This window comes from Streptomyces sp. NBC_00582 (assembly GCF_036345155.1).
Taxonomy (GTDB): domain Bacteria; phylum Actinomycetota; class Actinomycetes; order Streptomycetales; family Streptomycetaceae; genus Streptomyces.
In genome coordinates, this window is record NZ_CP107772.1 from 6,541,712 (window position 1) to 6,565,379 (window position 23,668).

A 23,668-nucleotide genomic window follows, 5' to 3' on the forward strand; every position below is an offset into this window, starting at 1 on the left:
GATTCCGGATGAACGAAGGAGGGCGGGACCGTGACGTCCCGCCCCCTCGGGCCCGTTGTGCACCGGGCTATTTGACGGCGCCCGCCATCACCCCGGACACGAACTGCCGCTGGAACGCGAAGAACACGGCCAGCGGGATCACCATCGAGATGAACGCGCCGGGCGCCAGCACGTCGATGTTGTTGCCGAACTGCCGTACCTGTGTCTGCAGGGCCACCGTGATCGGCTGGCTGTCGGCGTCGGTGAACACCAGCGCCACCAGCATGTCGTTCCACACCCACAGGAACTGGAAGATGGCCAGGCTCGCGATCGCCGGACCGCCCAGCGGCATCACGACCCGGAAGAACAGGCGCAGTTCACCCGCCCCGTCCAGGCGGGCCGCCTCCAGCAGTTCGCGGGGGATCTCCGCGAAGAAGTTCCGCAGCAGGAACACCGCGAACGGCAGACCGAAGCCGACATGGAACAGGATCACCCCGAAGACCGACCCGAACAGGCCGAGCTCGCCGAAGAGTTCGGCGATCGGGATCAGAGCCACCTGCACCGGCACCACCAGCAGGCCCACGACGGCCAGGAACCACCAGTCGCGGCCCGGGAACTCCATCCACGCGAAGGCGTATCCCGCGAGCGAGCCGATGAACACCACGAGGAGCGTCGCCGGGACGGTGATCAGCACCGTGTTGACGAGGGAGTCCGTGATGTCGCCGTTCTCCAGGAGCTTGCGGTAGCTGTCGAAGGTGAGCTCGGAGGGCTTGGAGAACACCGTCCACCAGCCGCTCGCGCTCAGGTCCTCCGGGGAGCGCAGCGAGGAGATCAGCAGTCCGATCGTCGGCACCAGCCAGAACAGGCCGACGACGAGGAGGAAGACCCGGACCAGACCGCCGTTGACCTTCTCGATCAGCCACCTGCCCGCCGTCGTCATCGCCGCACCTCCCGCCTGAGCCTGCGCACGTTGAACCACATCACCGGGATCACCAGCAGCAGCAGGAACACCGCGATCGCGCTGGCGATGCCGGGCTGGTTCTCCGAGAAGCCCTTGCGGTACAGCTCCAGGGCCAGCACGTTCGCGTCGTCCTGCGAGGAGCCCGGGGCGATGATGAACACCAGGTCGAACACCTTCAGCACATTGATCATCAGGGTGACGGTGACGACCGCCAGGACCGGTGCGAGCAGCGGGACGGTGACCCGGCGGAACACCTGCCACTCGTTCGCCCCGTCGACCCGCGCCGCCTCCAGGAGTTCCCGCGGCACCCCGGCGAGCCCGGCCGCGATCAGCACCATCGCGAAACCCGCCCACATCCAGATGTACGACCCGATGATCGCCGGTGTGACCAGCGACGGGCCCAGCCAGTCCAGACCGTTGTACGGCTCCTTGAAGTTGCTCGCGGGCAGCCGCAGACGGGCCCCGTCGGCCTGGGCGGGCAGGCTGAACGTGCCGTCGTCGGCCGCCGTGGTGGACGCGACCACCTTGCCGTCCTTCACCGCCTCGATCCGCATCCCGGCATAGCCCAGTTCGGTGGGGTCGGGGGCGCCGAGGGTGCCGACGCCCCTGCCCCGGGTGAAGTCCTGCCAGGTGGTGCCGGTGATCTTCCCCGGGTCGGCCTCGGCCGGTACGGCCTTCTTCGCGTCGTCGGGCATCTGGTCGGGCGCGACACCGACCAGGGGCAGGGCGACCGGCTCACCGGGGCGCACGGTCGTCCTCGTGACGTACCCGCCGTCGTCGGCCTTCAGGGGCGACTCACGGCCCGGGTGGGCCTTGGGGAACGCGGACGCCTGGACGAACGTGTCGTGCACGCCCACCCACACCGCGTTGGCGACGCCCTTGTCCGGGTCCTGGTCGTACACCAGCCGGAAGATGATGCCGGCGGCGAGCATCGAGATCGCCATCGGCATGAAGACGACCAGTTTGAACGCCGTGCCCCAGCGCACCCGCTCGGTCAGCACCGCGAAGATCAGACCGAGGGCGGTCGCCACCGTCGGCGCGAACACCACCCAGATCACGTTGTTCTTCAGGGCCTGGCGGATGCCGGCGTCCGTGAAGAGGGCCTTGTAGTTGTCGACGCCGGCGAAACCGTCGCCGGACTGGTCGTAGAAACTGCGTACGACCGAGTACCCGATCGGGTAGACCACGAGCGCGCCGAGCAGCACCAGGGCGGGCAGCAGGAACAGCGCCGCCACGGAGATCCGGGTGCCGGTCACGCTCTTGCGCGGGCGGTGCGGGGTGGGGGCTACGGGCGCCCCCACCGCCGTGGCCGACTTCACCGGGTCAGTTCCCGTAGGCCGCCGCCGCGTCCGACTCCAGTTGCTTCTGGGTGCCGGCCACGTCCGTCGGGTTCTTCAGGAAGTCCTGGAGGTCCTTCCACTCGCCCTTGCCGGGCGTGCCGCCGAAGGCCTGCGGGGCCTGGTCGGACATGTCGAAGCGGAAGTCGTCCCCGGACGCGATCAGCGCCTTGGCGATCTTCTGCTGGACCTCGTTCGGGTACGAGGAGATCGCGACGTTCTTGTTCGGCGAGAGGTAGCCGCCCAGCTTGGCCTGGATCGTCGCGGCGTCCGGCGAGGCGAGGAAGGTCGCCAGGGCCTGCGCGCCCTTGGAGTCCTTCAGGATGACCGCCGCGTCACCGCCGGAGACCACCGGCGCGGTGTCGCCCGCCTTCGGGAACGGGAACACCTTCGCGTCCGTGCCGACCTTCGCCTTGGTGTCCGCGATGTTGACCTGCACGAAGTCGCCCTCGTAGACCATGGCCGCCTTCGGCTGGTCGCCGCCGGTGAAGGTCTGCGTCACCGACGCCGGGAACTCCGTCTGCAGGGCGCCGCCCGGGCCGCCCGCGATCCAGTCCTTCTTGCCCCAGATCTGGGCGAGCGTGGTCAGCGCCTCCTTCACCGAGGGATCCGTCCACTTGATCTTGTGCTGGGCGAGCTGGTCGTACTTCTCCGGGCCCGCCTGGGAGAGGTACACGTTCTCGAACCAGTCGGTGAGCGTCCAGCCGTCGGCGCCGCCGATCGAGAACGGCGTGACACCCGAGTCGTACACCGTCTGCGCGGTGTCCAGCAGCTCGTCCCAGGTCGCCGGCTCACTCGCGCCCGCGTTCTCGAAGACCTGCGCGTTGTACCAGATCAGCGACTTGTTGGCGGCCTTGTAGTAGACGCCGTACTGCTTGCCGTCGACCTTGCCGATGTCCTGCCAGCCCTGCGAGTAGTTCTTCTGCAGCTCCTTCAGGGCGTCCGCGCCCAGCGGCTTCGCCCAGCCCTGGTCCACGGCCTGCTTGATCGCACCGGGCTGGGGGAGCATCGCCACGTCCGGCGGCGCACCGCCCGCGATCTTCGACCCCAGGAAGTTGATGATCGGGTCCTGCGCGGGCACGAAGGTCACCTTCGCGCCGGTGCGCTTCTCGAACTCCGCCAGAACCTTCTTGAAGTTCGCCTGCTCGGCGCCGGTCCACACGGCGGCCACCTCGAGCGTCGTCCCGTTCAGCTTGGGAAGGGTCACCCCGCCGCCGGTGTCCTCGGTGCCGGTGCCGCTTCCGTTGCCGGTGCTCTTGTCGTCGTCCCCGCCGCACGCGGTGAGCGAGAGCGCGAGGGCTCCCGCCGCGAGCGCGGCGGCCGCCTTCACGGTCCTGCGTGTCCGGATGGTGTTGCTCGTCCTGCGCATCACGACCCCGTTCATCGGTTCTCGTCGAACGTCGAGCGCTGTCCCGTGAGCACTGGTCTACGCCGGGTGACGAAGGTCGGCAAGAGCGCCCGCGCGGTGGAGCGGGAGATCGTGACCGCCTCGTGACTGCTGGGTGCACGTTTCTCCGGGCGGGCGGGGATCCGTGGGCTGCCGCCCCCGGGCCCCCGCTTCGGCCCTGAACGGGCCTCGTCCTCGGACGCCTGACGGGCTGATTCTCGTGCCGTTCGTCAGACGCCGGACGGGCTGAGCTGACGGGACGCTCTTTCCAGGGCGCTCGCCAGGAGTGCCAGGTCCGTGGGGCCGTTGCCCAGTTCGCGGACCGGGCGGCGGGTGGGCGGGTCGCCCATGCGGTGCCATTCCAGCGGGACCACCGTGGGGCGCAGGGTGGCCGTGCGGGGGATGCGGCCCGTGACGCGGCCGCCCTGGAACGGGGTGAGGCGGCCGTCCGCGCCCTTGAGACGGCCCCGGCCGGGGGCCGGTTCGTCGGCGCCGGAACCCGGGGCATCGAGGTTGATCCGAACGGTGGAACGGCGCGCCGGTTCCGACTCCGCCGTACGGGCGTCGGGAGCCGTGGCCGCCACGAGGTGCACCCCGAGCCGGTCGCCCTCGCGGGCCACCGCCTCCAGCGCGCGCATGACGGAACCCGCGGCGGGGCGGCCGGGGGAGCCCAGGGCGGGGGAGACGAGCGCGTCGAGGTCGTCGACCACGACCACCAGACGGGGCAGGGGGGCGGCCGGTGACTCGGTCCGGCGGCGGGCGGCCGCCGAGGGGCGCAGGCGCAGCGTGGAGCTGGGCGGGGTGTCCAGGTCGGCGGCGCCGGCGGCCGGCTGCGCGGGGGCGGCCGGGGTGCGCTGCGGGACGATCCGGCCGGAGACCTCGCGGTGCGTGTGCCACTCGGCGAAGTCGGAGAGACCGAGCAGTTCGGCCCGCCGCTTCAGCTCGGCGCTCAGCGACTGCGCGAACTCCCGCATCCGGACCGGGTCGTTGGCGGTCAGATGGCCCGTCACATGCGGGACGTCCGTGCAGACGCGCAGACCGTCGCCCTGGCCGCCGGTGCCCTTGCCGACGGTGTCGCGGCCGTCCAGCAGCAGCACGCTCAGCCGGTCCGGCCGCTCGGCGGCGGCCAGGGAGGCGACGATCGCGCGGAGCAGTTCCGTGCGACCGCTGCCGGGCGGGCCCTCGACGAGGAGGTGGGGGCCCTCGGCGGCGAGGTCCACCGCGACCGGGCCGCGCGGGCCCGCGCCCAGCACCGCCCAGGCCCGGCCGCCGAGCGCCTCTGTGTCGTCGGCCGCGTCCGCCCAGCGGGCCATGAGGGAGGCCGGCGTGGCCCGCGCCAGGCCCAGCTCGTCCAGGAGCCGCGCCGACGGGGGGAGGGGCGCCGACACGCGCGTGTGCCGTTCCCCGCCGCCGTCGGGGCGCAGCGGGGCCAGGGCGCGGGCGAAGCGCTCGGCCCAGGCGGGGGAGACCGCGTCCACGGCGGCGAGCGTGCCCCGGCCCACGGGGCCGGTCCTGCCGTCGCCCTCCGGCGCGACCCGGAACAGCCGCAGCGCCGTCGCCACGTCCCCGCTCAGCAGGGCCACCGCCCCGCACGCGCGGAACACGGGCGCCGCCGCGCAGGCCGCCTCGTACGCCTGCGTCACCGGGGCGGCCGGCGACACGGCGGACGTCTCGGCCAGACACAGCACATGGATGCCGGCCCGGGGCCCCGCCACCGCCAGCCGCGTGACCGCCTCCCGCAGATCGGCGCCGCCCGGGTCGCCGTCCACGACGACCACCGTGTACGGCCCGGAGAAGCCCTCCCCGTCCTCCGCCCGCGCCCAGGACGGGCGGTGCGCGGTACGGGGCGCCGGGGCGCCGTCCGGGAGGTGGTCCGCCAGACGGCGCAGCAGTTCGTCGGTGCGGGCCGCGGCCTGGTCGTGGTCGTAGGCGAGCAGCAGGCGGCAGTCCTGCCCGTGCCCGGGACGCAGATGGGGCAGCCAGCCGAGCCAGGACCACTCCGCGGTGCGCTCCTGCTCGCCGCGCGCCCGGTCCGTGCTGATCAGGACGATCTCCAGGGCGTCCGGGGAGTGCAGCGCGGCGAGCTGCGCCAGTACCGCGCGGGCCAGCCCCGCGAGCCGTGGGCGCGGCCCGGCCAGGCCCAGCGCCCCCGCCTCGCGCAGGCCCGCCGTCACCGGTACGGCGGGCAGCAGGCCGGTGCCGTCCGGCGCGGCCCGGTCCGCCGTGCCGAGCCGGACCGTCAGCGTCTCCGGGTGCCCCGGGCCGCGCTCCCACAGCCGGGGGCCGGGGGCCAGCGCCGTCAGCAGCAGGGCCGCCGGGTCCGGCCAGGTCTCCGGCGCGGGCGCGGGGACGGCCGAGGAGTGGGTTTCGGCGCCCGGTACGTCGTCGGGGTCGCCGGTGCCAGGGGTGTCCTGCCCGCCGCCGCGTCCGCCGGCCAGCCGGCGCGCCCACGCGGAGAGACCGCCGCGTTTGCGGACACCGGGCGGGACGTCGGTGCCGCGCAGGGGGGTGCCCTTGCGGCGGGACGCGAAGGGCGGGTCCTCGTCGGGGTCGGCGGTGTGCGGGCCCCTGGTGCCGTCGTGCGGGGCGTCGGCGTAGGGCTGGGTGAGGGAGTCCAGGCTCGCGCGGCCGGCGTGCGTGTCGAGGGACGAGCCGGAGGGGGGCGCGGGGTGGCGGTCCGTCGCGGGGCGGGCCCCGTCGGCGGGCCGGTGGCTCTCGAGGGGCGGTGCGCTGCCCTGGCCGGGGACGGACGGGGTCTCACCGGGGGTGCGGGGGGCCGGGGCGCCGGTCCAGTCGACCGTTCCGTAGGTGTGGCCGGTCGGGCCGTGGGGCGGCGCGGGGGTCCCGGCCGGCTCCGGGTCGCCGGTCCGCGCTCCCGGCACGCGCGCGGGGGTGGTTCCGGGTCCGGTTCCGGCGGCGCCCGCGACGCCGCCCGGCTGCCCGGCGCCCGTCCCGCGTGCCTGGGCCGCGCGGGCCGTACCGGTCGGGCCGGCGGCGGCCGTCCCGCGCGCGTGCCCTGCGCCCGTACGGCTTCCGCCCGCCGCCGTCGAGGGCGACGCGCTCTCCGTCGTACCGGCGTCGCACGGCACGCGCACGTGCCCCTCGCCGTCCGGGGTGGTGGCCACCCGGGCTCCCGGGCCTCCCGGGGGAGCGAGCCGCAGGGCCGACTCGCCGACCCTCAGCAGCGCGCCGGGGGCCAGCCGGACGGGGCGCGACGGGACGCGGTCGCCGTCCAGGGTGGTGCCGTTGGTGGAGCCGAGGTCGACGACCGTGGCGCGGCCGTCGGGGGAGAGGGTCACCGCGCAGTGCAGCCGGGAGACGTCCGGGTCGTCCAACGGGACGTCCGCCTCGGCGGAGCGGCCGACGCGGACCTGACCGCCGTGCAGGAGATGCACCCCGCCGGCGTCCGGGCCCGCCACCACGTGCAGCCGGGCCGGGGCGTCGTCGACCTCGGGATGCGGCTCGGGGTCCGCCGGGGTGCCCACGGCGAGGACCGCGCCGTCGATCAGCGGGGGCTCGCCGAGCGTGCAGCGCCCGCCGTCGAGCCTCTCCGCGCCCGCGTACAGCACGACGGGCGCGCCCCCCGCGCTCTCCCCGGCGACCACGGCGGCCAGCGCGGACGCGACCGCCGACAGGGCCGTGCCGGCGGGCGCCGTGACCAGTACGTCGCAGCTCGCGGCGCGGCCCCGCGCGTCCGCGGGCGCGCCCAGCGGGTCTACGACGGTCAGCCGGATCTGCATCGCCGTCAGCGGTCCCTTCTGCCCGGGCGCGGACAACCCCCCACCCCACACGAGCACATCGGCCAGTACTGCAGGCATCCTCGCACCTGTCACCGACAATCCGCCCACCGCCCGCAGGCAAGTGATCTTGATTGGTCGGCTCTGCCCGCAAAAGTGCCTGCACCTTGCGTCGCCGGCGATCGGACGACGATCAGTTGAGATCGGTCACGCCGGGCTGTGGCAACCGGGGGACCGGGGGGCGCGTCTTCCTGTCGAACGGGCAGGGAAGAAGGCACGTAACCGTACGCAGGGCCCATAGGAAGAGGACAGCCCGGTACAAGGACCACGGCACTACAGTGGTCCGAACACAGGCAGAACAGGCAAGCAAGCAGCAGGGAGCGCGTGACGTGCGGCCAGTCGGCAGCAAGTACCTGCTCGAGGAGCCGCTCGGACGCGGCGCCACGGGCACCGTCTGGCGAGCCCGCCAGCGCGAGACCGCGGGCGCCGAGGCGGCCGTGCCCGGTCAGCCCGGGGAGACCGTCGCGATCAAGGTCCTCAAGGAGGAGCTCGCGAGCGACCCCGACGTCGTGATGCGGTTCCTGCGCGAGCGGTCCGTGCTGCTGCGCCTGACCCACCCCAACATCGTCCGGGTCCGCGACCTGGTCGTCGAAGGCGATCTGCTGGCCCTCGTCATGGACCTCGTCGACGGCCCCGACCTGCACCGCTACCTGCGCGAGAACGGGCCCCTGACGCCCGTCGCCGCCGCGCTGCTCACCGCCCAGGTCGCCGACGCGCTCGCCGCGAGCCACGCCGACGGCGTGGTCCACCGCGACCTGAAGCCGGCCAACGTCCTGCTGAAGCAGGAGGGCGGCCAGATGCACCCGATGCTCACCGACTTCGGCATCGCCCGCCTCGCCGACTCCCCGGGCCTGACCCGCACCAGCGAGTTCGTCGGCACGCCCGCGTACGTGGCGCCCGAGTCCGCGGAAGGACGCCCGCAGACCTCCGCGGTCGACATCTACGGCGCCGGCATCCTGCTGTACGAACTGGTCACCGGCCGTCCGCCGTTCGCCGGCGGCTCCGCGCTCGAGGTGCTCCACCAGCACCTCAGCGCCGAACCGCGCCGCCCCTCCACCGTGCCCGACCCGCTGTGGACCGTCATAGAGCGCTGCCTGAGCAAGTCCCCCGAGGGCCGGCCGAGCGCCCAGAACCTCGCGCGCGGGCTGCGGATCGTCGCCGAGGGCATCGGGGTGCACGCCAACTCGATGCAGATCGCCGCCGCCGAGGGCGTCGTCCATCTGCTCGCCCCGGACCCGGCGCCCGCACAGGTGCCGGGCGCGGACGCGGGCGCGCACCAGGGGGCGTACGACCCGAACGCCGCGACCAGCGTGCTGCCCCACACCGCCGGCCCCGCCGGAGCCGCCGACCCGACCGCCGTCCTGCCGCACACCGGCGGCCCGGGCGGCGGCGCCGATCCGACGGCCGTGCTGCCGCCGGTGCCGCAGCACCAGCCGGGACAGCAGCAGCCCGAGCAGCCGCACCCCTGGCAGACCCAGCTCCGCGCGGCCCGCGACCGCAACGAACAGACGCAGGTCCAGCAGTACCTCGACCCCGGCGAGGACCCGCTGCGCCGCCGCCCCCAGCGGCAGGTCGCCCGCCCGCAGCAGCCGCCGCAGCGGCCCCAGCAGGGCGGATACGGGCCTCAGCAGGGTGGATACCCGCAGCAGCAGGGCGGGTACGGCCATCAGCCGCAGCCCCAGCAGCAGTACGCGCCGCCGCGGCAGCCCCAGCAGCAGCCTCAGCGGTACGCCCCGGCTCCGGCCCCGCAGCAGCAGCCCCAGCGGCAGCCGCAGCGGCCCGCGCCCGAGCCGCGGCAGCCCCGGGAGCCGAGGCAGCGCAGCGCCAACCCGATGAAGATCCCCGGCCTCGGCTGTCTGAAGGGCTGTCTGTTCACGATCGTCATCTTCTTCGTGGCCGGCTGGCTGATCTGGGAGTTCAGCCCGCTCCAGGACTGGATCGGGACGGGCCGCACCTGGTGGGGCGAGCTGACGCATCTGTTCAACCAGTTCACGAACTGGGTCGGTGAACTGGGCGGGGACTCGGGGGGACCGGGCAAGCCCTGACCACGACTCTGTGGACTTGTCGACATCTGGCGGGTGATTTCCGTCTCCGCGGTGAAGGTTGGCTCGTAGGACGCGTACTTTGTTCGGCAACACGCGTCGGTAGGAGCAGTCTTGGCACGGAAGATCGGCAGCCGGTACACCGCCCACCAGATCCTGGGACGGGGCAGCGCCGGCACGGTGTGGCTGGGCGAGGGACCCGAGGGGCCCGTCGCCATCAAGCTGCTGCGCGAGGACCTCGCCTCCGACGAGGAGCTCGTGGGCCGCTTCGTGCAGGAGCGCACGGCCCTGCTCGGGCTCGAACACCCGAACGTGGTCTCCGTACGGGACCTGGTCGTCGACGGCAACGACCTGGCGCTCGTCATGGACCTGGTCCGGGGCACCGATCTGCGGACCCGGCTCGACCGGGACCGCAGGCTCGCGCCCGAGGCCGCGGTGGCGATCGTCGCCGACGTCGCGGAGGGGCTCGCCGCGGCGCACGCCGCCGGGGTCGTGCACCGGGACGTCAAACCGGAGAACGTCCTGCTCGACATGCAGGGTCCGCTGGGCCCCGGCGGCTCGCACCGCGCGCTGCTGACCGACTTCGGGGTCGCGAAACTGATCGACACCCCGAAGCGGACCCGCGCCACGAAGATCATCGGCACCCCGGACTATCTCGCGCCGGAGATCGTGGAGGGGCTGCCGCCGCGGGCCTCCGTGGACATCTACGCGCTCGCGACCGTGCTCTACGAGCTGCTGGCCGGGTTCACCCCGTTCGGCGGGGGGCATCCGGGCGCGGTGCTGCGGCGCCATGTCACCGAGACGGTCGCCCCGCTCCCCGGCATCCCGGACGAGCTGTGGCAGCTCATCGTGCAGTGCCTGGCGAAGGGGCCCGCGTCGAGGCTGCGGGCGTCCGAGCTCGCGGCGCGGCTGCGGGAGCAGCTGCCGACGCTGGCGGGGATGCCGCCGCTCGACGTGGACGAGCCCGACACCGAGCCGGCCCCGGAGGGCGGCGAGCCCTCGGACACGGCCTCGCCCGCCCCGGCGGCGCCCTCCGGGCGGGTGCGGCGGGGCTCGGTGCCGCTGGTGCCCGGCGCCAAGCCCGACTCCAACCGGGACACCCACACCTCGATGCGGGTGCCGGCGCCCGACGAGCTGGCGGGCGGGGCGCACGGGACGGCACGGGTGCCGCGGGCCGCGGGGGCGCCCCGGCCGGGCTCCGCGCGGAACCGGGCGACCACCCGGCGGCGCCGGATCACGCTGGGCGCGGCGGCGGTGGCGCTGGTCGCGGCGGTGGGGATCGGCACCTGGGCGGCGACCTCGGGCGACGACGCGGGCGCGTCCCCGCAGGACACGGGCACCTCGGCCCCGCCGACCCCGTAGGCCCCCCGGGGTCGTGACCCACGTCGGAGGGGAGCGGATGGCGGGTCCGTTACGCTGGAGGGCGTGGCAGTCGTCGATGTATCCGAAGAGCTCAAGTCCCTCTCCTCGACCATGGAGTCGATCGAGGCCGTTCTGGACCTCGACAAGCTGAGGGCAGACATCGCCGTGCTCGAGGAGCAGGCGGCCGCGCCGTCCCTGTGGGACAACCCGGACGAGGCGCAGAAGATCACCAGCAAGCTGAGTCACCTGCAGGCGGAGGTCCGCAAGGCCGACACCCTGCGCGGGCGGATCGACGATCTCGCCGTGCTCTTCGAGATGGCCGAGGAGGAGGACGACCCGGACACCCGTGCCGAGGCCGAGTCCGAGCTCGCCGCCGTCCGCAAGGCGCTGGACGAGATGGAGGTGCGGACGCTTCTCAGCGGGGAGTACGACTCCCGCGAGGCGCTCGTGAACATCCGCGCCGAGGCCGGTGGCGTGGACGCCGCCGACTTCGCGGAGAAGCTCCAGCGCATGTACCTGCGGTGGGCCGAGCAGCACGGCTACAAGACCGAGATCTACGAGACGTCGTACGCGGAAGAGGCCGGCATCAAGTCGACCACCTTCGCCGTGCAGGTGCCGTACGCCTACGGCACGCTCTCCGTGGAGCAGGGCACCCACCGGCTGGTGCGCATCTCGCCCTACGACAACCAGGGGCGCCGCCAGACCTCCTTCGCGGGCGTCGAGGTGCTCCCCGTGGTCGAGCAGACCGACCACATCGAGATCGACGAGTCCGAGCTGCGGGTGGACGTCTACCGCTCGTCCGGGCCCGGCGGCCAGGGCGTCAACACCACCGACTCGGCGGTGCGGCTCACCCACCTCCCGACCGGCATCGTCGTCTCCTGCCAGAACGAGCGCTCGCAGATCCAGAACAAGGCGACCGCCATGAACGTCCTGCAGGCCAAGCTCCTCGAGCGGCGCCGGCAGGAGGAGCAGGCCAGGATGGACGCGCTGAAGGGCGACGGGGGCAACTCCTGGGGCAACCAGATGCGGTCCTACGTCCTGCACCCGTACCAGATGGTCAAGGACCTCCGCACCGAGTTCGAGGTCGGCAACCCCGAGGCCGTCTTCAACGGTGAGCTGGACGGGTTCCTCGAAGCGGGGATTCGCTGGCGCAAGCAGCAGGAGAAGTAGGTTTGTCGACAAGGCAACTGCCCCTGGATCAGGGGCAGTTGCCTTTCCTCTTGCCTTTTACGTCACATTCGCGGCTTCAACCTCGGTCAAAGTCCCCCGACTTGGACATTGCGCCCGCAACGACCTTGACGTTGCTTTGAAAAATCGGGAGGGTGCAGTGTGGCATGCGTATCTTCGGGGCGCATGTGAACCGGGGGGTTTCAGCCAGTAGTTCAGCTACCCCCGTCGATCACCGCCCCGAGCGCGCCCTCATCGACGATTCAGCTACTGGGGGTAGCAGCTTTATGACAAAGAAGACGCGGATCCGGGTCGCGCGCCTCGCCGCCGGCGCCGTGATCGCCGCGGGCGCCTCGCTGACCGTGGCGGGCGTCGCCTCGGCCGCGGGGGACGAGGACGGCCTGAGCGGGCTCGTCTCGACGTCCGACAACACCGAAGTCACCACGCCGGACGACCCCGACCCGTGCGACCCGATCGGGGTCTGCACCACCACGGGCACGACGGGTACGGACACCACCGGCACCACCGGTACGACCGGCACGGACACCACCGGTACCACGGGCACGACGGGTACGGACACCACCGGCACCACCGGTACCACCGGTACGACCGGCACGGACACCACCGGCACGACCGGTACCACGGGGACCACCGGCACGGACACCACGGGTACCACCGGTACGACCGGCACCACGGGTACCACTGGCACGACCGGTACCACGGGTACAACCGGCACCACCGGCACCACGGGCACCACCGGTACCACTGGCACCACCGGTACCACTGGCACGTCCGGCGACGACTCGACCGGCGGCAGCTCCACCTCCGGCGGCAGCTCCAGCACCGGTGGTTCCTCCACCGACGGTGGCAGCTCCTCCACCAGCGGGGGCACGGACGCCGACGGCACCTCCACCCAGGAGGAGGGCACCTCCGCGCTGACCGACACCTCGGACGCCTCGTCCGACACCTCGGCCCAGGGCAGTGGCGGGGAGCTCGCCGAGACCGGTGCCGGCGAGACCACCTTCCTGATCATCGGCGCCGCCACCATGATCGCCGGTGGTGTCGCCTTCCGCGTCCTGCCGCGCGTCGTCGCGGGCCGCGGGGCCGCTGCCTGACGGCAGCCGTTCCTGTGCGCGACGTGAGGTGATGAACGTACGCGCGAAGGGGCCCGGAGCTGACAAAGCTCCGGGCCCCTTCGGCGTCGTAGGACCGCGGACTACGCGGTCTGGTGGGCCAGCAGTGCCACCGCCGCCACCAGGACCGCCAGCAGCGCGATCAGCGCCATGGGGTTCAGGCCCCCGAGGAAGCTCTCCTGCTGCAGCCGCTCGCGGTTCGCACGGCACACGGGGCACCGGCCCTCGCTCACGGGCGCCGCGCAGTTAGCGCACACCAGCCGGTCGTACGTCATGCGCCTCGCCCTCCTTGCACCGGTTCCACGTACCTCAACGCTCCCGCGGCCGGGAACGTTCCCCCTCCACTGTGCCAGGTTCCCGGCGGGGCCGCGCGGCCCGTCCACAGAGGGGGCCGGACAAACTCCGTGACAAACTCCCGTACAAAAACGCACAAGCCTGCCGCAACCCCTCCCGACGACTGCGCTCGCGCACCCGGTTCGCGTATGGTCACGCTCATCTACCCCCGGCGACCCGTGGTGCACCCGTGATCCGATTCGACAACGTCTCCAAGGTCTACCCCAAGCAGACCCACCCCGCACTCAGGGATGTCTCCCTGGAAGTGGAGAAGGGCGAGTTCGTCTTCCTCGTGGGCTCCTCCGGCTCCGGAAAGTCCACCTTCCTGCGGCTGATCCTCCGCGAGGAGCGGTGCAGCCACGGCCAGGTGCACGTCCTGGGCAAGGACCTCGCACGGCTCTCCAACTGGAAGGTGCCGCAGATGCGCCGCCAGCTCGGGACCGTCTTCCAGGACTTCCGGCTGCTGCCGAACAAGACGGTGGCGGAGAACGTCGCCTTCGCGCAGGAGGTCATCGGCAAGTCCAAGGGCGAGATCCGCAAGTCCGTGCCGCAGGTGCTCGACCTGGTCGGGCTCGGCGGCAAGGAGGACCGCAGGCCCGGTGAGCTCTCCGGTGGTGAGCAGCAGCGCGTCGCCATCGCGCGGGCCTTCGTCAACCGGCCCAAGCTGCTGATCGCCGACGAGCCGACCGGCAACCTCGACCCGCAGACCTCCGTCGGCATCATGAAGCTGCTCGACCGGATCAACCGGACCGGCACGACCGTCGTGATGGCCACGCACGACCAGAACATCGTGGACCAGATGCGCAAGCGCGTCATCGAGCTGGAGAAGGGCCGCCTCGTCCGTGACCAGGCGCGCGGCGTCTACGGCTACCAGCACTGACCGCCCCCGCAGACGTTCCCGGAAAGGCCTCAAGAACACGCCATGCGTGCCCAGTTCGTACTCTCCGAGATCGGCGTCGGTCTCCGTCGCAATCTGACGATGACCTTCGCCGTCATCGTGTCCGTGGCCCTGTCGCTCGCCCTGTTCGGCGGGTCGCTGCTGATGAGCGACCAGGTCAGCACCATGAAGGGCTACTGGTACGACAAGGTCAACGTCTCGATCTTCCTCTGCAACAAGAGCGACGCCGAGTCCGACCCCAACTGCGCCAAGGGCGCCGTCACCGAGGACCAGAAGAAGCAGATCAAGTCCGACCTCGACAAGATGTCGGTGGTCCAGACGGTGACGTACGAGTCGCAGGACGACGCGTACAAGCACTACAAGGAGCAGTTCGGCGACTCGCCGCTGGCCGCCTCGCTCACGCCGGACCAGATGCAGGAGTCGTACCGGATCAAGCTGAAGGACCCGGAGAAGTACCAGGTCATCGCGACCGCCTTCGACGGGCGGGACGGCGTGCAGTCCGTGCAGGACCAGAAGGGCATCCTGGACAACCTGTTCGGGCTGCTCAACGGCATGAACTGGGCCGCGCGCGCGGTGATGGCGCTGATGCTGGTGGTCGCGCTGATGCTGATCGTGAACACCGTGCGGGTCTCGGCGTTCAGCCGCCGCCGGGAGACCGGGATCATGCGGCTGGTCGGCGCCTCCGGCTTCTACATCCAGGCGCCGTTCATCGCGGAGGCCGCGGTCGCCGGGCTGATCGGCGGCACGGTCGCCTGCGGCTTCCTGGTGATCGCCCGGTACTTCATCATCGACCACGGCCTCGCCCTGTCCGAGAAGCTGAATCTGATCAACTTCATCGGCTGGGACGCGGTCCTGACGAAGCTTCCGCTGATCCTCGCCACCAGCCTGCTGATGCCGGCCCTGGCGGCGTTCTTCGCGCTGCGCAAGTACCTCAAGGTCTGACCGCTCCCCTCCCCCGACGGGAGGGGATTCCTGGCTCAGGCAGCCTCCTGGAGCAGCGCTCCAGGAGGTCTTGCGCCCTCGACACCAGCCGGGTCCAGACCTGCCCGGACGAGCATCACACGTGCGGAGTTCTTGTCTCTGGCGGACACAGGCTCGGGCCGTCCTCGTGCTTTTTCTTGTAGCCGGGCATCCCCGCCCGCTGCTTGACCGGCAGACGGTCCTTGATGTCCTTGAGAGCCTTCGCGCGGGACCTGCCGAAGTCGCGGATGAGTTGCTGCTGGGGGACCGATGCCCCCTCGGCCGGCCAGGGCGTGACCGCGCGGGTCTCGGTCAGCGTCTTGTCCAGGCGAGCCGGGCCGCACTTCTCCCCCTCGCGGTAGGCCTTCTTACAACGGGCAACACATTCGTTCCGCACCCACCGGCAGCGGCCCCACTCGGCCAACAGCGCAGTTCGGGCGGAGGACGACACTCGCAGCCGGTAGGTGAACCGGGCATGACCGGCCCGGTCCGCCTCTGGTGCTGAGACCACGTCGTCACCTCCTCCACCATCGGTGGCACTTCACCCCGGATCGCGATCAGCGGTTGATCTGACGGCACTGTCCGATTCCGCCTTCCCCACTTCGACTGCGGCGGTGACGCATGCCACGGGAGTCGTGCGGTCAAGGGCGCATACGGCTCGTCGCGTTGGCCTAGACTCACCGCCATGTCAGGCCGCGACCTGTTCTGTCAGCCCCGCCGTTTCGGCCGCGGGGCCGCCCTGACCTTGGTGTTCGCGAGCGTGCTCGTCGCCGGTGCGGCGACCGGGGCGCTGCCCGGCGACGGCCGGCGGGCCGCGTCCGGGGAGGCGCGCGAGGCGCGTGAGGCGTCGGCCGGGCACTCCGAGGAGGTGACCCGCGCGGCCGAGGAGGCCGCCGCGGTCGGCAAGTCCCCCCTGGAGGCGGCCGAACGCGCGGTGAGCCGCAGCGGGGACCGCTGGGCCGCCGTCTACTCCGCGGGCGAGTACGAGGAGTTCGAGGAATCCCTCGACGGCCGCTACACGGGCGTCGGCCTGTGGGCGCGGCGGGACACGGACGGGCGGATCGAGGTCACCAAGGTGCGGTCCGGCTCGCCGGCGGCCGGCGCCGGGATCCGCGCCGGGGACCGGCTGCGCAGCGTCGACGGACACGGGGTCGACGGCCGTCCGGTCACCGAGGTCGTCTCGTTACTGCGCGGTGACGCCAAGGACGCGGCCGCCGGTACGACCGTCACCCTCGGCCTGCAGCGCGGCGCCCGCGCCTGGAGCGAGACGCTGCGCCGGGCCCTGCTGTCCACGGACTCCGTCACCGTCCGCCGCGTCCCCGGCGGCGCCACCGTCATCAGGATCTCCGCGTTCACCAAGGGCGTCGGCGACGCCGTCCGCTCCGCCGTCCGCGCGGCCCCGGCCGGCGCCGGGATCGTCCTGGACCTGCGCGGCAACTCCGGCGGGCTGGTCGCCGAGGCCACCGCCACCGCCTCCGTCTTCCTCGACGGCGGCCTGGTCGCCACGTACGACGTCGACGGCGACCAGCGCGCCCTGCACGCCGCTCCCGGCGGTGACACCGGCCGCCCCCTCGTCGCCCTCGTCGACGGCGGCACCATGAGCGCGGCCGAGCTCGTCACCGGCGCCCTGCAGGACCGGGGCCGCGCGGTCGTCGTGGGCTCGCGCACCTTCGGCAAGGGCTCGGTGCAGATGCCGAGCGAACTGCCCGACGGCTCCGTCGCCGAACTCACCGTCGGCCACTACCGCACCCCCTCCGGCCGCGCGGTCGACGGCAAGGGCATCACCCCCGACCTGGAGGTGACCGACGGGGCGCTGGAGCGGGCCGAGACGGTGCTCAGCGGCCTCGGGGACCCGTCCTGAGCCTCGGGTAATCGGCTTTCCCTCCGACCCCCTCCAGGTGCGAAAATGGCGGGACTATGAGCAAGGGAATGTACGTACCGAAGGAGTCCCAGCCCAAGCAGGGCGGGGCGGCCGCCAAGGCCAAGGACGGCGAGAAGGGCGGCAAGCGCAAGATCGTCGCCCAGAACAAGAAGGCCCGCCACGACTACGCGATCATCGACACCTACGAGGCCGGGCTGGTGCTCACCGGCACCGAGGTGAAGTCGCTGCGTCAGGGACGGACCTCGCTGACCGACGGCTTCGTCCAGATCGACGGCGGTGAGGCGTGGCTGTACAACGCCCACATCCCCGAGTACAGCCAGGGGAGCTGGACCAACCACTCCGCGCGGCGCAAGCGCAAGCTGCTGCTGCACCGCGAGGAGATCGACAAGCTGGCGGTCAAGGCGGAGGAGACGGGTCACACGATCGTGCCGCTCGCCCTGTACTTCAAGGACGGCCGGGCGAAGGCCGAGATCGCGCTGGCGCGAGGAAAGAAGGAGTACGACAAGCGGCAGACCTTGCGCGAGCAGCAGGACCGCCGGGAGACGGACCGGGCGATCGCGGCGGCCAAGCGGCGGCAGCGGGCGCTCTGACCCCGGGGGAATACGGTGGCATCGGGCCGCGTTGGTCACGTACGATGGCACCGCACTCCACAGCGGGTGCAGGCCCGTCTTCGGAGGGTTTGAAAAAACAACATGGGGATGATCGGTTTCGACAGCGGCTGTCGAAGCAGGGGAAGCGTGTCGAGAAAGCGGCCATGATCTCGTAAACCACAGGCCGAAAAAAATAATCGCCAATTCCAAGAGCGATTCTCCCGAGCTCTACGCTCTCGCTGCCTGATCAGGTAGTGATCGTTTAGCTCCTTCATGGGAGTGTCAGCCCGGGCTCGTTCCCGACCCGGTTCCTGGCATCAGCTAGGGGACTAAACCTTGATCCCGGTCACGGGGTGAAGAGGGAAATCAAACAGTGACTGGGCCCGTCGGCGACTTGTTCGCGTGATCGCCGGGGCCGAGAAAATCACAGCGAACTGCACACGGAGAAGCCCTGGTTCCGCACCGTTGGACGCGGGTTCGATTCCCGCCATCTCCACGAGATGGGGGTGGCCTGTGCTCGCAGAAAGCGCGAGCGCGGGCCACCTCGCCCCATATCCGGGGGCATGACCCCCGGACCCCCTCATCCCATGTGGACGAAGGCCCTGTCGCATACGCGGCGGGGCCTTCGTGCTGTCCGGGCCCGCCCGTCGGGGCCCACCGTCATCACGTTTCTCACACTTCTCTCAGAAACCCTTGTCCTGAACCCGTCACATCTGCGTAAGGTGATCGCCGCGCCCGACGGAGCCGACCACTCCGTCATCGTGCGCGACGACAGGCGACCGGGGGGACACCGTCGCCGACGGGGAGAGACAGACCGTTCGTCATGCCGCGAGCCGGCTCTTCACGCATGCCCTGCCGCACGGGCGACCCCCGGTTGCCCACCATGCGATGAAGGGATGCTTCCGTGCGCCCCGTACGAGGGTTCATCAGACCCGGATCACCACGGTCCGGGCCACTTTCCACACTGCTGACGGCCACCGTCGCGGCCGCCGTCCTCGGCTCTCTCGCCGTACAGCCGTCGCTGCTCGGCCGGTACGCGGCCGACGACATGGCGCCCGTGGCCGACAGCTACGACGGCTTCGACGCGAAGGCGGCCGAACAGCTCCGCCAGGACCAGTGCCTCATGACCGAGGTGCTGCGGATGGGCGGCCCGGCCATGTACGGCGTCGCCCAGAACGGTCTGAACCAGCCACCGGACAAGCTGCACACGGCGGCCGACCGGCAGTACTGGAACACCACCGCGCTGAGCACCGCGTTCCAGAAGGACCGCGACGACATCGACAAGATCGACCTGTACGGGCGGCTCGGCGAGTGGAAGAAGCCCCTGTCCGGGCTCTCCTACCCGGGCGGCTTCCGCAGCGTCGCCGACTTCACCGACCCGCCGGGCCTCGCCGGACGCGGCCAGGACTACTTCCAGCAGGTCGGCATCACCCCGTGGCTCGGAGCCCAGTGGTGGAAGAGCGAGGGCGACTACTACGAGGACCCCACCCCGAAGGCCGACGAGGCGACGGCGAAGGCGGTCACCGACCTCGGCACCCCGCTCTACGGCAAGGACCCGGACCCGAGCCTTCCGCAGGCCGAGTGGAACCGGGCCCTGGCCGAGCAGCGGGCCTGGGAAGACCGCGTCTTCATGCACGAGCAGTGGGCCGACGACGCCCGCATCTTCCTGTCCTCCGGCGGCTTCCCGCGCACCGCGCCCGAGCCGGGCAGCGTCGAGTACCGCATCGCGGTCGAGGACCTGAAGGCCCGGTTCGCCTCCTGCGACTGGCACAGCCCCGCCGACCCGAGCAAGGTCCTCGGCAAGGAGGTCGCCACCGCCTCGGCCGAATGGCAGCAGGAGATCGCCGCGCAGGCGACCCAGCGCAACCAGATCCTGAACGCGAGCCGTGACGCCACCAAGTCCCTCGCCGACGGCGCCTCCGCGCTCGGCGAGATGCTGGGCCAGTCCTGGATCGCCGACCACCTCGCCCGCTGGCAGGACTACTGGTCGGCCGGCGGCCCGGGCTGGATCGGCGACAGCCCGTTCGTCGTCCACGCCCACGGCGCCACCGACAAGTGCCTGGAGGTGGCGGGCGCCAAGAAGGACAACGGCACGGTCGTACAGATCTACACCTGCAACGGCGGCGCCGGGCAGAAGTGGCAGATCTCCGGCGACCACCTGGTCAACCCCAACTCGGGCAAGTGCCTGACCGTCAAGGGCGGCGCGAACGCCAACGGCACCGCCGTGCAGATCTCCACCTGCTCCACCAGCACCTCGCAGAACTGGGAGTACGGCACCCACGGCACCACCCGGCTGTACAACCCGGCGACCGGCAACTGCCTCGACCTCGCCGACTACACCAACAGCCGTGACGGCCGGATGTGGGACTGCACCGGCAAGGCCCCGCAGCAGTTCGACGTCGTCCCCTCCGCTCACGCCGGCACCGACGACCTCGACTACCCGACGAAGGCCCAGTTCGACAAGGCGAAGAAGGGCGTCACGGACGCCCAGGCCGCGTCGAAGAAGCAGCTCGATCTGCTGAAGGCGCAGGCCGCCGTCGCGAAGAAGGCCGCCACCGACACGGACACCGCGACCCAGGCCGCCTACGCGACCGCCGACAGGGCGGGCGCCCCGCGCGGCCGCGGTCTGCTGGTCGCCCAGCAGAAGGCGCAGGTCACCAAGGCGTCGGCCGCCGCCCTGGAGGCGCTGTCGAAGGCCGGTGACACGGCGTACTCCGCCACCAAGGCCGCCGTCGGCGACAGCGAGACCATCGCCGCCCGCGCCCTGACCCAGGCCGCGCAGTCGAAGGCCGCGTTCCGTACGGCCGCCGCCAACGAGGCCCGGGCCCAGGCGAAGGCGGCCGCCGACGCCGCCGCCGTCCAGGCGCAGACCGCAAAGGCCGCCCGTGACCTGGCGAAGGCGAAGCTCGCCGAGACCCGGAAGGCCGAGGCCGACGCCAAGGCCGCGGCGGCCGACGCGCACGCCAAGCGGCTCGCGGCGGAGGCGGAGGAGGCCACGGCGAAGGCGGAGAAGGAGACCGCCGCCGCCAAGCAGGCCGAGGCCGCCCAGCACAAGAGGAACGCCGAGGGCTACGCGACCACCGCGAACGAGGCCAAGGGCCGGGCGGAGAGCGCCGAGTCCACCGCCCGCGGCAAGCGTCAGGACGCCGAGGCCGCCCGCGACCGCGCCAAGGGCAAGCGCGACGACGCCTGGGACGCGGAGTCCAAGGCGAACGCCGCCCGCGCCAAGGCCGACGCCAAGGACGCCTACGCCGAGGCCCATGACTCCGACGCGAACGCCAAGGCCTCCCGGGCCGCCGCCGACGCGGCCGACTCGGCGGCCGACGACGCGGAGTCCGCGGCGACCTCGGCCCGCGCCGAGGCCAACGCCGCGACCCAGGCAGCCGCCGACGCGGACGCCGCCGCCACCCGCGCGGAGGCCGCCGCCGAGCGCGCCCGCTCCGACGCGGACGCCGCCCAGGCCGCCAAGCTGAAGGCGGACGCCGCCGTCCGCACGGCGACGAGCGCCGCCGCGGACGCCATCAAGGCCTCCGAGGCCGCCGCCTCCGCCGCCCGGACGGCCGTGAAGCTGGCCGACGAGGCGGACAAGCACGCGGCCGACGCCAAGGCCCAGGCCGACGCGGCGAAGGCGGAGTCGGTCAAGGCGGTCGCCTCGGCGGCCGACGCGGCCGGGCACGCCTACACCACCGCCCAGGCCGCCGCCGACGCCGGCGCCTCGGCGCAGCAGGTCGCCGCCCCGGCCAACGACGCCGTCCAGCTCGGTTCCCCGTACGTCGACACCGACGCCACCGCGGGGCTGGTGGTCCTGACGGGCCAGTCGTCGAAGACGATCGCCGAGCAGCAGAAGGCGGTGGCCGACGCGCACGCCGCGAACGCCCAGAAGAACGCCGACCAGGCGGCGAGCCTCGCCGCGGCGGCGACGGGCGACGCGAAGGCGGCGTACACGCTGGCCGCGGAGGCCGCCGGTTTCGCGGCGACCGCCCGCAAGTCGGCGAAGGAGGCGCTGGGTTACGCCTCCGAGGCCGCCCAGTACGCGGCGGACGCGCAGGCCTCGCTGGCCCGCACCATCGAGTACGACCAGCAGGCCGGCGTCGACGCGGCGGCCGCCGACAAGGCCGCGGGCCGCGCGGAGGGCTACGCGACCGAGGCCCGCGCCTCGGCCGACCAGGCCGCCCTGGACGCGGAGGCCGCCCGCACGGCCGCTTCCCAGGCCGAGCAGGCCGCGAAGGACGCCCGCGCGGCGGCCGACCGCGCCGACGCCGAGGCCACCCTCGCCGAACAGGCCGCCAAGGACGCCCAGAAGTACGCGGAGTCGGCCCAGCAGGCGGCGGACTCGGCGGAGCGCAAGGAGGCCAACGGCCAGGTCCAGGCGGGCGCAGGCACCGGCGAGAACGGTGTCTTCTACGTCATCGAGAAGATGACCGACGCGGCCCCGGCCAAGCAGCTCAACAAGTGCGATTACACCTTGCAGGGCTGCACGGTGACGTACGAACTGCACCTGGACCTCACGGTCAGCTACTACCTCTGCACCAACCCCGACGTCCCCGCCACCGAGTCGGGCTGCCCGGCGGAGGACACGCTCTTCCTCAAGACGGTGGTCCTCAAGGACCAGAAGCAGGAGTGGACGCACCACTTCTCCGCGGGTGACATCACGCGCCTGGGCTGGCAGGCCCTCTTCGGGGACACCCTCGGCGCGGTCCTCTACGAGGTCGTGCTGGGCGACGCGGTCCGCTGCTACCACGGTGACAAGGCGGGCTGCGCCTGGTTCGCGTCCAACTTCATCCCCGGCAAGGCCTTCACGAAGGTCGCGGAGGGGCTCCGTGCCCTGGACGCAGCCATGAAGACCGGGATCGGGGTCACCGACGCGTTCAAGGCGCTGAAGGCGCTGGACAACGTGGACCCGGAGACGCTGGCCCAGATCGAGCGCAGTGTGAAGGCGTACGAGGACGCGCGCACGGCGTGCAAGCTCAACAGCTTCCCCGGCGCCACCGAGGTGGTGCTGGCCGACGGCAGCCGCAAGGCGATCCGTGACGTGCGCTTCGGCGACCTCCTCCTGGCCACCGACCCGCTCACCGGCCGTACCCGGGCCGAGCCGGTCACCCGCACGTTCTCGCACCCGACCGAGGACCTGCTGGACATCACCCTGGCCGACGGCGGGCGTCTGACGAGCACGCCGGGCCACCGCTTCTACGTCACCGGCCGGGACTGGACGTTCGCGTCCGACCTGCGCGCCGGCGACGGTGTGCGCACCTCCGACGGCACCCTTCGTACGGTGGCGGCGGTGCGGGACCGGGACGACCGGGCGCCCCGGACGGTCTACGACCTGACGGTGTCCGGTCTGCACACGTTCTACGCGGTGGCGGGCAGCACTCCGGTGCTGGTCCACAACTGCAACGACATCGTGTTCGACGGCGCCAAGTTCCCCGGCCTGGCGCACACGATCACGGAGCACGTGACGCCCAACAGGGCGGCGGCCGAGGCGCTGGCCACCCAGAAGACGGCCAAGTACGGCCGGGACACGCCGAACAGCGTGTGGGTCGACCAGGACACGGCCCAGAAGGTCGTCGACGCCGCCCTGGCCGACAAGGCGAGCATGATCAGCAACTGGCTGCGGGGCAACAAGCCCGACCTGGACTGGTCGGGGTTCTTCGGACCGAAGGGTGATTCCCTCGGCACGGTGTACTACGCCGACGGGACCAGGCTGGGCCGAGCCCCCACGGCCGCGGGCAACGGCTACTACATCAAGCTGGTGAGGGCGCCGAAGGGTCCGGGGATTCCGAAGCACCCCCGGGGCTACTACGTGCAGACCTGCTACCCGAAGTAGGTCCCGAGCAAGGAGG

The 23,668-nt window shown here is 72.2% G+C and carries 14 protein-coding genes, 1 other RNA gene and 1 pseudogene; 10 read left to right on the forward strand and 6 right to left on the reverse strand.

Annotation, left to right across the window (positions count from 1 at the left end):
• Nucleotides 1–67 precede the first annotated feature (67 nt).
• From OG852_RS29370 to OG852_RS29385, 4 genes are all read right to left on the reverse strand, one after another.
• Nucleotides 68–919 (reverse strand): carbohydrate ABC transporter permease, encoded by an 852-nt coding sequence (locus OG852_RS29370; RefSeq protein ID WP_133914957.1) that lies wholly within the window; start codon nucleotides 917–919, stop codon nucleotides 68–70.
• The gene (locus OG852_RS29375; RefSeq protein WP_443064577.1) at nucleotides 916–2,259 is read right to left on the reverse strand and encodes a carbohydrate ABC transporter permease; all 1,344 of its coding nucleotides are present in this window, start codon (nucleotides 2,257–2,259) and stop codon (nucleotides 916–918) included. Before OG852_RS29375 ends, OG852_RS29370 begins: the two co-directional genes overlap by 4 nt.
• A 4-nt stretch (nucleotides 2,260–2,263) precedes the next feature.
• Nucleotides 2,264–3,646, reverse strand: a complete 1,383-nt coding sequence (locus OG852_RS29380; protein WP_330351520.1) for an ABC transporter substrate-binding protein — start codon at nucleotides 3,644–3,646, stop codon at nucleotides 2,264–2,266.
• Nucleotides 3,647–3,894: 248 nt separating this feature from the next.
• Nucleotides 3,895–7,404: an FHA domain-containing protein gene (locus tag OG852_RS29385; RefSeq protein ID WP_330351521.1), complete on the reverse strand. Its 3,510-nt coding sequence runs from the start codon at nucleotides 7,402–7,404 to the stop codon at nucleotides 3,895–3,897.
• A 386-nt stretch (nucleotides 7,405–7,790) separates the two neighbouring features.
• On the opposite strand from OG852_RS29385, the gene OG852_RS29390 reads away from it, so the two are divergent.
• From OG852_RS29390 to OG852_RS29405, 4 genes are all read left to right on the forward strand, one after another.
• Nucleotides 7,791–9,506 carry a serine/threonine-protein kinase gene (locus tag OG852_RS29390; protein ID WP_330349455.1) on the forward strand — a complete coding sequence of 572 codons (1,716 nt, stop codon included), beginning with the start codon at nucleotides 7,791–7,793 and terminating at the stop codon, nucleotides 9,504–9,506.
• A gap of 111 nt (nucleotides 9,507–9,617) precedes the next feature.
• Nucleotides 9,618–10,865 carry a serine/threonine-protein kinase gene (locus OG852_RS29395; RefSeq protein ID WP_330349456.1) on the forward strand — a complete coding sequence of 416 codons (1,248 nt, stop codon included), beginning with the start codon at nucleotides 9,618–9,620 and terminating at the stop codon, nucleotides 10,863–10,865.
• A 63-nt stretch (nucleotides 10,866–10,928) separates the two neighbouring features.
• The gene (gene prfB, locus OG852_RS29400; RefSeq protein WP_133914960.1) at nucleotides 10,929–12,035 is read left to right on the forward strand and encodes a peptide chain release factor 2; all 1,107 of its coding nucleotides are present in this window, start codon (nucleotides 10,929–10,931) and stop codon (nucleotides 12,033–12,035) included.
• A gap of 284 nt (nucleotides 12,036–12,319) precedes the next feature.
• On the forward strand, nucleotides 12,320–13,147 hold the full coding sequence (locus OG852_RS29405) for a hypothetical protein (RefSeq protein WP_330349457.1): 828 nt from the start codon (nucleotides 12,320–12,322) through the stop codon (nucleotides 13,145–13,147).
• Nucleotides 13,148–13,248: 101 nt separating this feature from the next.
• Here OG852_RS29405 and OG852_RS29410 read toward each other — a convergent pair whose 3' ends face one another.
• Nucleotides 13,249–13,440: a hypothetical protein gene (locus OG852_RS29410; RefSeq protein ID WP_133914962.1), complete on the reverse strand. Its 192-nt coding sequence runs from the start codon at nucleotides 13,438–13,440 to the stop codon at nucleotides 13,249–13,251.
• Between the two features lie 248 nt (nucleotides 13,441–13,688).
• On the opposite strand from OG852_RS29410, the gene ftsE reads away from it, so the two are divergent.
• Entirely contained in the window at nucleotides 13,689–14,378 is a 690-nt protein-coding gene (gene ftsE, locus OG852_RS29415; RefSeq protein ID WP_059203505.1) for a cell division ATP-binding protein FtsE, read from the forward strand.
• A 42-nt stretch (nucleotides 14,379–14,420) separates the two neighbouring features.
• Complete coding sequence (gene ftsX / locus OG852_RS29420; protein WP_133914963.1) at nucleotides 14,421–15,338, forward strand: permease-like cell division protein FtsX; 918 nt, start codon at nucleotides 14,421–14,423, stop codon at nucleotides 15,336–15,338.
• 148 nt (nucleotides 15,339–15,486) lie between these two features.
• On the opposite strand, the pseudogene OG852_RS29425 reads toward ftsX, so the two are convergent.
• Nucleotides 15,487–15,867, reverse strand: a pseudogene (locus tag OG852_RS29425) (RNA-guided endonuclease TnpB family protein); the annotation flags it as partial.
• Between the two features lie 174 nt (nucleotides 15,868–16,041).
• Here OG852_RS29425 and OG852_RS29430 point away from each other — a divergent pair.
• The 4 genes from OG852_RS29430 (at nucleotide 16,042) to OG852_RS29445 (ending at nucleotide 23,652) form a co-directional block, all read left to right on the forward strand.
• Complete coding sequence (locus tag OG852_RS29430) at nucleotides 16,042–17,217, forward strand: S41 family peptidase (protein WP_133914964.1); 1,176 nt, start codon at nucleotides 16,042–16,044, stop codon at nucleotides 17,215–17,217.
• Nucleotides 17,218–17,285: 68 nt separating this feature from the next.
• A complete protein-coding gene (smpB, locus tag OG852_RS29435) occupies nucleotides 17,286–17,828 on the forward strand; it encodes an SsrA-binding protein SmpB (protein ID WP_133915117.1) in 543 nt (180 codons plus the stop codon).
• A 104-nt stretch (nucleotides 17,829–17,932) separates the two neighbouring features.
• Nucleotides 17,933–18,327: a transfer-messenger RNA gene (ssrA, locus tag OG852_RS29440) on the forward strand.
• A gap of 405 nt (nucleotides 18,328–18,732) precedes the next feature.
• Nucleotides 18,733–23,652 carry a ricin-type beta-trefoil lectin domain protein gene (locus OG852_RS29445; protein ID WP_330349458.1) on the forward strand — a complete coding sequence of 1,640 codons (4,920 nt, stop codon included), beginning with the start codon at nucleotides 18,733–18,735 and terminating at the stop codon, nucleotides 23,650–23,652.
• The last annotated feature ends 16 nt before the right edge of the window (nucleotides 23,653–23,668 follow it).